The organism is Flavobacterium sp. CAN_S2 (assembly GCF_015752255.1).
GTDB lineage: Bacteria > Bacteroidota > Bacteroidia > Flavobacteriales > Flavobacteriaceae > Flavobacterium.
The window spans coordinates 297,385-310,001 of sequence record NZ_JADOVA010000004.1 but is presented as its reverse complement, the minus strand read 5'-3'; the positions used below and the strand labels follow the sequence as shown (position 1 = coordinate 310,001).

Sequence of the window (12,617 nt, the reverse complement as noted above, 5' to 3'; positions counted from 1 at the left end):
GACCACCATAATTTACAAACCTCCAAAGTCATTTGATTTTGGAGTTTTTCTTTGATTCGAGAAAACACCGAGTTTATCTTAGAATTCAGTTAAGCCTCATTAATACTGAAATAAATGGTTCGTACAGCGTAAGTTCTAATCTAATTCTTTAAGCAATTACTGTATTCATAAAACAACAACAGTAAAAAAAAAAAAACTATTTTAGTAGCTTTTAGCAATAAGTCCGCGTCAAAAATCATTCTTTTTTATTCTCAAGCTGCACCTTGAATTTCCCCAAATAAGGATTATCCGCCATTAGCGAGTGTCCAATTACTAAAATATAATCTCCTTTTTGCTTGAGTGGGATTTTTAAATCCATTCCAAAGGGGCCGTCTGAAGATTTATCTGGAAAAATAATTTGGTTGAAACGTATGTTTCCTTTACCTGTACTTGGAACAATTCGCGCTTCCAACGCGCCAAAATCTTTATTTTTAAATTTGATGAATACTTTTGAACGAATCGAATCTAAGGAACCTTCACCTGTATAGGAACCTTCTTCATTACTAAAATTCATTTGAATGGTGTCGCCTGTTTGTCTGTTTTCTTTTTTCTGTTTCTCTGTTGCAATTGTATATGGGGCAGGAGCAGCAGCAGTCTCCTTTTCTTTAAGATGACAAGAAAAAAAGAAAATTGAAATTAAGAGCATCAAAAAAAATTTCATAACAGTGTTTTTTACTAAAGTTTTTCAAATTTAGTTCTTTTTGGCGGTGTTTTTTTATAAAACAGCATTTGGATTCTTGTAGAATTTAGGTATAAATTTCATCTTTTTTTTCATGTTGTTTTCTCGAAAAAATGCTTTTTAACATCGCTCATTTAGCTTTCTTTTATACTCACAATTAATCTATTGTTGCAGGGATTGTATATTGATTTTGTCTCATAGTAAGGTGGGCAATACTTATTTTAATACCTAATATAAATTTTTAAGATAAGTTTTTGGATGTTTCGAAGCAATTTAATAGTGTCATTTCTTTGAAATTCTTATGCAGATCTAATAAGCATCAATATAGTAAAAACCCCATAGCAATTTTTTGCTGGTCTTCATTTTAAGCTTTAGACGTTCCGTTAATTATTGTAAACATAAAAAGTAAATAGTCGGTGAAAAAATGCTGATAATTAGAAGTCTTTTCATTGAAGCAATCTGCGGATTATAATACAATAATCTTCGCTATAATAGAAATTGATTCAAGCAAAAGCGTCCCGAAAAGAGTCCGACGCAGTAAGGTGCGATTTCGGGGCGGCGAGCCTGTACCAGTGGTTGCTATTTTAAGCAATACATCCGTTAGTAGTGATGCTTCAATAGTGGCTAGTAACGCGCTTCTGTATAAATCAGTACATCCACTGGCGTTATCGTTTAGCACCTCGATGAATGAAGTTTTTGGAAGAACCATTAAATCACTCCGCACTGTATATCCATTTGTGCAGGGTTATACAGAAGTGGGAGCCATCCAGCGGTTTCTTCTGGGATGATATTGTCGAGGTCGGTTGTTTTTAACAATGCAGAGGTAGAAATTAGTATACGATACGACATAATAATTAAAAGCAGTTTGATTAAAATGAGGACAGGCAGTATAAATTGCCTGTCCTAATCGTTTAATTAAGAAGTAGTGCATCGGCGCCATTAGTTGCAAAATCGGAGCAAAGATTAAAAGCCGATTGTGCTCGAAGTTGTCCTGTACCACCCATTAAGAGAGAAGCCACTTTGGCTTCCTCATCCTTGTAGGATCGGATATTTTGGAAATAGCCAGTAATGGCATTATAGGCTCCGAACACAGTGCCTCTGGTGGTGTCTAGTAATTGAGTCGGATGGCTCATGGCGTACTCAAACGCACAGTCTACTATATTGACAAAATAGGATGAAAGTTCGTCCGCTCTGCCATCTTGCAGGTTTTTCAAGACCTCTTTACTTGGTGCAAGGGCGGACTGGATGAGTTTTTTTACCTCATTGTCTGCGATGCGTACTTTAGACCAATTGTTGAAAATGGCTTCCATTTGTACTGATAAAACATCGGTAATTCCCATTACTTTGTGCGCCTGCTCCAAGCGTTGTTTGGCATTGGAGGTATGGCGAATGCGCACGGTATTGCTTTGGTTGCGTAGGGCAGCGTTCAGGGTGTTGGAGCATACAATGCGTATAGGGGTAAAAGCGGCTGTAATGCTTCCACTTCCATCGTGTGAGGTCGTTAGAAAAAGATACTTTTCGATAAGGTCATCTTTACCTACTCGGATGTAGTTAGGCAGTTTAGCGGTAATAAAAATGCGTTCCCCTTTTCCCAAAGCCCCTGCGGTTTCGTATAGCATACCGTCACCACCTACAATAGCATCAAAGAATGAAAAGGCATCCCTGTTTTGTACAATTTGATAATCTTTGCCGACTACGCCTAAAACGGCATCATTGTCAGTGCGTACGGTGCTGAAGTAATTCGGTATTTCAATTGTACCATCCTGTATGGGAGTGAAAAGTTTCCTTTTTTCCACTTCGTAGTCCAAGCCTGCGTGTAGTATTGCCTCAGCACTTGTGGGATAGTCTTGAATAATTTGTCCTAAATTGTGCCATGCTTTTTCTTTAACACTAAAAAAACTGTGTTTTGCTGTCTGCTCGTTGAAATTAAGATTGTGTGCCATGATGTTGTGATTTAGATTAGTACTATTAATTTTTGATTTCTTTCCTCTGTATCCTTCCCATTCCAAAAAATGTTTTCCAAAGAAAAAACGGGAAAAAAGAAAGCAAGAAAAAAGGGGCTTATGGATGTGAAGAGCTATAAGTCCCGAAGGGTGGCCAGTGCAATGTAGCCATTATGCGCTCGAAGCATCCATGAGACACTATCTTAGCTGCCTTTTAGTCCGTTTGAAATGAAAACAGCAACCAGCAGCAAACCGTATTGATTTAAAATTTAATAGTATCTGCAGTAAAAAGAGCGGTATACTATTTTGTTTAAAGTATAATCTATTCTAGTTATAATTTTCTTCTTCAATTGGGTTACTGAAAGTCTCTTTACTATTGGATAAAATCATATAGAAAAATTCAATTGAAACAGCGAACCGATACAACTGACAATTGCCACTATAGTCATCCATATGTATAATCTCCGTTTAACAGCAGTTTAAAAAATTTTATCAAGCCTCTTTGTTTTGTGAGATAGGAATTTAAACTATTGATATTCGTGGCAGTTAAGCACGCGTAAACCAAATAAATAGCATCAGACATGATGCTGCTGGAATGCAGTGGAACGGAGCCAGCGGAGTGTAATACAATGAAGCGGAATTATGGATATAATACCCCTGTCAAAAAGAGAAAGCCAATATATTAAGATGCGGAAATTAATAGTGAAAAAAAAAATAGCTGTCCCGCCTTTTCTTTTAGAGGGAGTGCTGTTTTTTTACTGCTGTGAAGTGTTTGCGGAACCTATGGAAATCCCAAATAAAATAGTGAAAAAAATCATGAAACATGTTCGGGGTGAACCTACTGGAGTCGCTGGAATCTCAATAGAATACCTAAATTCCAATTTTAATATTTATAAATAAACTATAGTTATAGCGTTCAATATCATTATTCAAAATAGTTTTGCGTTGAGCTTTCAATTTTCGAATTATTTTCATTATTGATTGTAAATTATCTTTCATAAATTTTTGCAAGAAATGATTATTAACGATGAAAACTTGTACCGTTAAAATAACCAAAAATGTTCGACCGTTGAAAACACTATTTTAACTATCTAATTGTTTATTATTTGTATTTATCATCAACAGCAGTTAGCGAGTGAAGAGCTCATGTTCGAAATAAATGATGGATTTGAGTATTACAACAAAAATTAATATGATTACCGCTTGCGGGTATGTTTTACAACTACCGACCCTCAGGACCAAAGTACGATTTACATTTTAGACGCAGAACGTCGGTTCATAAACAAAAATCCCTTGCTAAATAGCATTGTAAAACCTTTTTGTACTAGTTAATCATTGTTTTGGAGAGGCGACAGTACCTTAACAAAATTTCTAGGACTTAAAAATAAATATCTCAATTAAGGAATTGGAAATTTTGGATCTGAAGAAACAATCGAGATACTAATCAAAACATAATTAAAGCATAAACATGAAATTAGTTGTTCTGTTTTAAAGAAGAATTTTTTTTACAGAATTCTTTAACAAATATTTTCGCACACAATTGTTTCGGGCTTCCTCTAAATAGCTATTTATTACTCGCCATTTGTTTATATAACTCTAAAAATTCTATGTTTAACAGTATCTAATGCGCTGAAATCTATTCATTTTTTGCTTAATTTTTTTCTTAAAGACGGTTCAATCGTTTTCGCTTTGTTTTACTTGTTAAACATAATTAAAATTGTTTTTTTCTTTGATTACTTTCATTACTTTTGGCCTCCAAATGAGAGTAACTATATTTTTTCTATATCTGTTTTTCTATCTGCAAAGCGGAGGAAATTATGTTCATGCAGCTTCGCATGACAATGATATTTACAACTCACTAACGTCTAAGCTTTTAAAGTCAAATCAAGTAAAAAATGATAACTCGAGTTCGGGTAGTATTATGATTAATGCTGATGGATTTGATTTAGAAGAAGAATGCTCCAAAAATGATTCTGTTAAAAACAAAAATTTAAACAAAAATTTTACTGAAAAATTCAGCGTTTCAAAAGTTTGGTATCAGACATTTTCTTGTCAGTCCGTCATAAACTATTGTGATAAGAATTTTAAAGTCTTCGCGCCATTTTGTGGCCAGTCATATCCTATTTATATTATTCAGCAGGTATTAAGAATTTGATTGATACTATAATCAGTTACTAAATTTTTGAGGTTGCTAACCCTTATGAATGCTATAGGCTTTCATTTATGGTAATGCAGTTCGAATATTTTTGTAAGTTGATGACTTTTTATGTCTAAGGAATTCCCAATTCCATGTATTTAATCGCTTAATTTCCATTTTACATCATGAATAAAATACTCGTGTTCACGGGCTTGATTGCCTTGTTGTGCCTAACAAGCTGTACAACTAAAAAAGAAGAAAAAGAAGAAGAGACAAAATTTATTGTTACCAATCCTATAAAAATTGATACATCGTTTACCAAACAATATGTTTCTCAAATTCATTCCGTAAGAAACATTGAAATCCGAGCGCAGGAAAAAGGATATTTACAAAACATCTATGTAGATGAAGGTCAATATGTAAAAGCAGGTCAGCTACTATTTAGAATTATGCCGGGTATGTATCAGGCAGAATTACTAAAGGCACAAGCAGAAGCTAAAGGAGCTGAAATTGAATTACAAAATGCTAAAACCCTTGCCGACAAAAATATAGTTTCCAGAAACGAGCAGTCTTTGGCTCAAGCCAAATTGGAGCAGGCAAGAGCAGAAGTGGCTTTGGCTAAACTACATTTATCATTCACTGAAATCAGAGCGCCATTTGCCGGAACTATAGATCGTATTCCATTAAAATTAGGTAGTCTTATTGATGAAGGGGAACTGTTGACTAGTCTTTCAGATAACAGTCAAATGTTTGCCTATTTTAATGTTTCAGAACCGGAGTATCTAGAATATCAGAGCAATGTAAAAGATCGTGCCACTAATAAAGTAAGTCTCTTATTAGCTAATAACAAAGTTTTTCAGTTCCAAGGAAATGTCGAGGTTATTGAAAGTGAATTTAATAATGAAACAGGAAACATAGCCTTCAGAGCAAGATTTCCAAACTCAAACAAATTACTGAAACACGGTGAAACAGGATTGGTTCAAATGAATGTTCCGCTTAAAAATGCTATTGTAATTCCGCAGAAAGCGACCTATGAAGTTCAAGATAAGAAATATGTTTTTGTTGTAAATAAAAACAATGTACTGGAATCAAAGGAAATTAGTATTACTGGTGAAATCCCTGATTTGTATGTCGTTTCGAGTGGAATTACCGAAAATGATAAAATTTTATTGGAAGGGATTCAGAAAGTCAAAGACGATGAAAAGATAAAGTATGATTTTGTAAAATCGAAAGACGTCATCGCCCATTTGCGATTAAAAACGGAATAGGTTTATAAATTTCAATTTGGTTTAACCAGTAAAAAATAAATATAATGTTTAATAAATTTATTCAAAGACCAGTTTTATCGATAGTAATATCGCTAATAATTGTCTTTTTAGGAGTCTTGGCGGTAACCAATTTGCCGGTGACTCAATTCCCTTCCATTTCGCCACCAAGGGTAAATGTAATAGCAGATTATCCTGGGTCAAATGGAGAACTGATGATCAAGTCCGTAATCATTCCATTAGAAAAAGCACTCAATGGAGTTCCAGGAATGAAATACATGACTTCAGATGCTGGTAATGATGGGGAGGCCAGCATTCAAGTAATTTTTAATTTGGGTACTGACCCGAATCAGGCTGCGATAAATGTTCAAAACCGAGTAGCCTCTGTAGTTAATAAATTACCGCCATTAGTGGTAAGAGAAGGAGTGAAAATTACGCGTGAAGAATCGAGTATGCTTATGTATGTGAATCTTTACAGTACGGATAAGAATACGGATCAGAAGTTTTTGTACAACTTTGCCGAGATTAATATTCTCTCTGAATTAAAAAGGGTAAATGGAGTAGGATTTGCAGATGTTTTGGGTAATCGGGAATATGCAATGAGAATTTGGCTGAAGCCAGACAGAATGTTAGCCTATAAAATTTCTGCAGAAGAAATTATGGAAGCGTTGGCAGATCAAAGTTTAGAGGCGTCACCGGGCAAAACTGGAGAAAGTTCTGGTAAAAGATCACAAGCATTTGAATATGTATTGAAATATTCGGGCCGATTTACAAGTAAAGAACAATATGGAAATGTAGTACTCAGGTCAAATCCTGACGGCGAAATTTTACGATTAAAAGATGTCGCTACTATTGAGTTTGGAAGTTCTATGTATGATATTTATTCAAACTTAAACGGAAAACCTTCTGCCGCAATTGTTTTGAAACAATCCTATGGAAGTAATGCCAGTCAGGTTATTAAAGATGTAAAATTAAAATTAGCTGAAATCAAGAAAAATTCTTTCCCAAAAGGAATGGATTACGAAATCAGTTATGATGTATCTAAATTTCTGGATGCTTCTATCGAAAAAGTAATTCATACTTTGGTCGAAGCCTTTATTTTAGTGGGATTGGTAGTATTTCTTTTCTTGGGCGATTGGAGGTCAACTATTATACCGGCCATTGCCGTGCCTGTTTCCCTTATTGGAACCTTTATGTTCATGCAATTATTCGGTATTACTTTAAATCTTATAACCTTATTTGCATTAGTGTTGGCCATTGGAGTCGTCGTCGATGATGCCATTGTGGTTATCGAGGCAGTCCATGCCAAGATGGAGGAAGACCATCTCTCGCCGCTGAAAGCTACGAAAAAAGCGATGCACGAAATAGCAGGAGCAATTATAGCGATTACATTCCTGATGGCAGCAGTATTTATTCCTGTGGCATTCATGTCTGGGCCTGTAGGGATTTTTTATCGTCAATTCTCGATAACAATGGCAACGGCTATTATTCTTTCGGGTATTGTGGCATTAACGCTTACGCCGGCACTTTGTGCGATGATGTTGAAAAGCAATCACGGTAAACCTAGAAAGAGAACGCCAATAAACCGCTTCTTAGATGGATTTAATACTAAATTTAATAATACTTCCGAGAAATATCAAAGCATTTTAAGCCGCATTGTAAACAGAAGAACCATTACTTTTATTGCGCTTATAGGTTTCTGTGCAGGGACTTGGTTCGTCAGCAGTACTGTTCCTTCAGGATTTATTCCTAATGAAGATCAGGGAATGTTTTATGCAATCATCCAAACGCCTCCCGGTTCCTCATTAGAAAGAACAGATAATATTGCTGAAAAATTGCAGAAAATTGCCGAAACCATAGACGGTGTGCAATCGGTATCTGCTTTGGCAGGATATGAAATTTTGACGGAAGGTACGGGTGCCAATGCCGGAACTTGTTTGATTAATCTGAAAGAATGGAGCGAACGAAAGCATTCTGTGCAAGAAATCATGACCGAATTAGAAGAGAAAACCAAAGATATTCCGGGTGCCAATATTGAGTTTTTTCAACCACCAGCTGTGCCTGGATATGGAGCTGCAGGAGGTTTTGAACTTCGTCTGCTGGACAAAGCAGGGTCAGGAGATTACAAGAAAATGGAAACGGTTAATAATGATTTTGTTAAGGAACTAAATAAACGTCCGGAATTAGCATCGGTATTTAGTTTTTACAGTGCCAGTTTTCCTCAGTATATGATGAAAGTCGACAATGATTTGGCACAACAGAAAGGGGTTTCCATTGAAAATGCCATGAATACGTTATCAACATTGGTGGGTAGTAATTACGAAATTAGTTTTATTAAATACGGATTTAATTACAAAGTTATTGTACAGGCCGCTCCTGAATATCGTGCTTTACCTGAAGATATTTTGAAATTATATGTCAAGAACAATCGGGATGAAATGGTGCCTTTCTCGGCTTTTATGAAGTTGGAAAAAGTATATGGACTATCGGAAATCACCCGCCATAACATGTATAATTCTTCTGAAATAAGTGGTTCAGCAGCGCCAGGTTATAGTAGTGGAGCCGCAATTAAAGCGGTTCAGGAAGTAGCAGACGCAAAATTACCTCGAGGTTTTGGTATTGATTGGGCTGGTATTTCTGCTGATGAGGTGGCGCAAGGAAATCAGGCTGTTTGGATTTTTCTAATCTGTTTAGGTTTTGTCTATCTTGTTTTAGCAGCACAGTATGAAAGTTTCATTCTCCCATTGTCAGTAATCCTTTCTTTACCGGCAGGTATTTTCGGAGCCTTTCTTTTATTGAAGTTGACAGGCTTAGAGAACAATATTTACGCTCAGGTAGCCATGGTGATGCTGATAGGTTTATTGGGTAAAAATGCAGTTTTGATTGTAGAATTTGCAATTCAAAGGCATGCCGCCGGAAGAACGGTGCTTCAAGCCGCAATGGAAGGTGCAAAAGCCAGATTTCGTCCTATATTGATGACGTCTTTTGCATTTATAGCAGGTTTGATTCCACTAGTATTTGCCACTGGACCGGGTAAAATTGGTAATCGAACTATTGGTACAGCGGCAGCAGGAGGAATGCTGATAGGAACTATTTGTGGGGTATTTGTGATCCCCGGACTGTATTATGTTTTTGGCAGAATTGCTGAAAAATATAAACTCGTAAAAAATGAAAAAGAGAATCCATTAACCGAAGAATTTGATAATAATCATGCCTAAAATAAAGAATTATAAATATATTGTTCCGCTGGCTATTTGTCTGGCGGTGGCAAGTTGTACTCCGGCTTTAGCTCCTCTGGTTGAAACCAAAGCAGTTCCGGAATCTTTCGACAAGAGTATCGATACTACCAATATTGCTGCTACGCCTTGGCAAACTTATTTTAAAGATGCTAATCTGATAAACCTGATTGAAATTGCTTTAAAAAACAATCAGGAATTACAGATTACTTTGCAGGAAATTGAAATTGCTAAAAACGATATCCGTGTGCGAAAAGGGGCTCTTTTGCCAAAAGTGGGTATTGGAGCAGGAGCAGGAATTGAAAAAGTAGGGAGATATACCAGCCAAGGCGCCGGTGATGCTTCAACTGAAATAAGACCAAGCCTAGAAATGCCAGAACCATTGGGCGATTTGAAAATAGCAGCTTATGCCAATTGGGAAGTTGATATTTGGAAAAAATTGCGCAATTCTAAAAAAGCTGCTGTAAGTCGATATTTATCAACTGTCGAAGGAAAGAATTTTGTAATCACAAATCTTATTGCTGAGGTTGCTGATTCGTATTACGAATTGCTGGCTTTGGATAGTCAATTAGATATTGTTAAACAGAATATTGCCTTGCAAAGTACCGCTTTGGAAATTGTAAAAATTCAGAAAGAAGCCGCTAGATCAACTGAATTGGCTGTTCAGAAATTTCAGGCTGAGGTAATGGCATCCAAAAGTATGGAGTTTGAGATTCTTCAAAATATAAAAGAAACGGAGAATAAAATAAATTTCTTGTTAGGGCAATACCCGCAGAAAATAGAGAGAGATAAATCTAATTTTATTAGTTTATTGCCTCCGGTAATACAATCCGGGATTCCTGCTCAATTGTTATCGAATAGACCCGATATAAAACAAGCCGAAATGGAATTAGAAGCAGCAAAAGTAGATGTAAAAGTAGCCCGTGCTGAGTTTTATCCTTCATTAGATATTACGGCAATGGTAGGCGTAAATGCTTTTAAATCATCGTACTTGTTTACATTGCCAGAATCATTATTGTATTCATTTGTGGGAGATTTTGCAGCACCATTAATCAACCGAAATGCAATAAAAGCGGAATATAAATCTGCCAATGCCAGACAAATTCAGGCTTTGTATCACTATGAGCGTACGATTCTTAAAGCATATCTGGAGGTTTCCAGTCAGCTTTCTAAAATTAATAATTTGGAAAAAAGTTATCAATTGAAAGCTCAGCAAGTAGTTGCTTTGAGCCGTTCGATTGATGTTGCTGGTGATTTATTTAAGTCTGCCAGAGTAGATTATTTTGAAGTTTTGATGACCCAACGCGATGCTTTGGAATCCAAACTCGAACTTATAGAGACCAAAAAAGAACAACTTAGCGCTGTAGTTCATGTTTACAGAGATTTAGGGGGCGGTTGGAAATAAATAAGTGTATCGCTCAAAAAAATATATAGTAATAATTATTTTAAACAGTAGTAAGCGCAAGTTTACTACTGTTTTTTTTTATTTATAAAAATGTATTTCAATTTGGTTTGATCTCGCTATCATTGTGATTGTCATTTTTTTTTAAAATCCATAGAGAAGTGCAAATTCCAGTTATATTGACCACCCAATTCCAATTCAAAATGACCACCCCATTTTTCATTAAAAACTACTCGTTTTCATCTGTTAATTAGTATTCAAATATACTTAAATATTAGCCTTTGTTTATCCCTCTTTTTTTTCTCATAGATTCTCCATGTAATTCGAGTCGATGAGATTGATGTATGAGTCTATCCAAAATGGCATCGGCTATGGTTTTTTCTCCAATGATGTCATACCAGCCTTGCACTGGGATTTGTGAGGTTACAATAATAGAACCGTTATTATGCCTGTCTTCAATGATCTCTAAAAGGGTAATTCGGTTACTGCTATCCAAAGCTTGGAGTCCAAAATCATCTAATATAATAACGTCTTGCCGTTCTATTTTGGCCAATTCTCTCAGGTATGAACCATCTGCTTTGGCCATTTTTAATTTAGCAAACAGCTTCGAAGTATTAAAATAACTTACTTTAAAACCTTGGATACAGGCTTGATAACCCAATGCGGTGCCTAAGTAACTTTTGCCTACGCCAGTGCTTCCCGTGATTAAAATGTTTTCATTTTTTTCGACAAATTCACATTCTGCCAGACGCAGTATGGTATTTCGATCCAGATTACGGGTTTGCAAAGCCCATAATGAAATCCCGACCGCGCTGCTATACCACAATCGTTAGCGCAGTTTTCTAAACTGTGCCCACAACAATGAGCAAATAATGATTGATTTTTTATCCTACAATCTGCGTCGGATTTTTAATCTGAGTGACCAAAATCTACTAGAACAATATCTACGAAGTATCACTTTATATTTTTGTGATCTAAGAGCACTTTTTTAACGCTTTTTATGCCTTATTTTCTTTTGAGAATGTGAAAGTTACTTTTATTAAAAAGAATTTTAATTATAGTTTTAATCCCATATATTTACTCACTGATTAACTAAATAAAGTTCGTTTAAAGGTTTTTAGACGAACTGACGTTACCAGCAAGCTTAAAAAAACCTGCGAATTAAAAAATAATAGCTTAAATTAATGAACGAGCTAATTTCGCCAAAATACCAAATGAAACTTGTGAAATCCGTTCACGATGCTATTTGTGAGGAATATAATTCAGACAAGGAAGTTAGTTTGTACATTAGTAAATGGCACTGGGGAGATCAATGGAATAATAATTGGGAAAACTTCCATATATACCAAAAAAACAACGGAGAAATTGACTTATTGAGTACTTTACACTCAATGACTGGAAGCGACATACTAAAAGTAGCTATTGATATGGGAGTTGACACTCCAGATTTTATTCCATCAATTCCAACATTCAAAAATGAATTGAAATCTGATTTCAAAACTGCTTACGATACTTTTACAAAAGCTTTTAAACAAATAGAAACAGATCCAAGTCTTGCAATTGGTTTAGCAAATTCAGCGTTAGAAAGTATAATTAAGGAAATTTTAAAAGACTACCGGATAAATAGTAAAGTCAAAGGAACTGAAACACTTTATAAATTGACTACTATAGTTTTAAAAGAATTTAATATTCTTGACGATAATCATCCTGTAGAACTAAAAACTATTGGAAGTGGCCTTTTGTCCATAAATCAATCAATTGAAAAATTAAGAAGCGAAAAAACTAATTTTCACGGAAAAACTTCGGATGATTATTAGATAAATGATACAGTTTTTACATATTTTGTAATCAATTCAGTCGCAACGGTTGGACTTTTTCTAAATTCATATTTTAAAACAAAATTCCCTAAACCGATA

General features: G+C 35.4%; 7 protein-coding genes. 4 read left to right on the top strand and 3 right to left on the bottom strand.

The annotated features are described in order from the left end of the window. Window positions 1-235: 235 nt before the first annotated feature. Both IWX80_RS13125 and IWX80_RS13120 read right to left on the bottom strand, forming a co-directional pair. Window positions 236-700 (bottom strand): hypothetical protein, encoded by a 465-nt coding sequence (locus tag IWX80_RS13125; protein WP_196853820.1) that lies wholly within the window; start codon window positions 698-700, stop codon window positions 236-238. A gap of 929 nt (window positions 701-1,629) precedes the next feature. Continuing rightward, window positions 1,630-2,661 carry a DUF932 domain-containing protein gene (locus tag IWX80_RS13120; protein ID WP_196853819.1) on the bottom strand — a complete coding sequence of 344 codons (1,032 nt, stop codon included), beginning with the start codon at window positions 2,659-2,661 and terminating at the stop codon, window positions 1,630-1,632. Between the two features lie 2,322 nt (window positions 2,662-4,983). Between IWX80_RS13120 and IWX80_RS13115 the strand changes: the two genes are divergently transcribed. Genes IWX80_RS13115 through IWX80_RS13105 form a run of 3 tightly spaced genes read left to right on the top strand, consistent with a single transcriptional unit; the run spans window position 4,984 to window position 10,704 of the window. After that, the gene (locus IWX80_RS13115) at window positions 4,984-6,066 is read left to right on the top strand and encodes an efflux RND transporter periplasmic adaptor subunit (protein WP_196853818.1); all 1,083 of its coding nucleotides are present in this window, start codon (window positions 4,984-4,986) and stop codon (window positions 6,064-6,066) included. Between the two features lie 44 nt (window positions 6,067-6,110). Further along, window positions 6,111-9,281, top strand: coding sequence for an efflux RND transporter permease subunit (locus IWX80_RS13110; protein ID WP_196853817.1), 3,171 nt, complete (start codon window positions 6,111-6,113; stop codon window positions 9,279-9,281). Continuing rightward, window positions 9,274-10,704, top strand: a complete 1,431-nt coding sequence (locus IWX80_RS13105; protein WP_196853816.1) for a TolC family protein — start codon at window positions 9,274-9,276, stop codon at window positions 10,702-10,704. The genes IWX80_RS13110 and IWX80_RS13105 overlap by 8 nt, the downstream gene beginning before the upstream one ends. 271 nt (window positions 10,705-10,975) lie before the next feature. On the opposite strand, the gene IWX80_RS13100 is transcribed toward IWX80_RS13105, so the two are convergent. Further along, on the bottom strand, window positions 10,976-11,527 hold the full coding sequence (locus tag IWX80_RS13100; RefSeq protein ID WP_196853815.1) for an ATP-binding protein: 552 nt from the start codon (window positions 11,525-11,527) through the stop codon (window positions 10,976-10,978). Between the two features lie 358 nt (window positions 11,528-11,885). Here IWX80_RS13100 and IWX80_RS13095 point away from each other — a divergent pair, with 358 nt between their 5' ends. Next, window positions 11,886-12,518 carry a hypothetical protein gene (locus IWX80_RS13095; protein WP_196853814.1) on the top strand — a complete coding sequence of 211 codons (633 nt, stop codon included), beginning with the start codon at window positions 11,886-11,888 and terminating at the stop codon, window positions 12,516-12,518. Window positions 12,519-12,617: the final 99 nt, after the last annotated feature.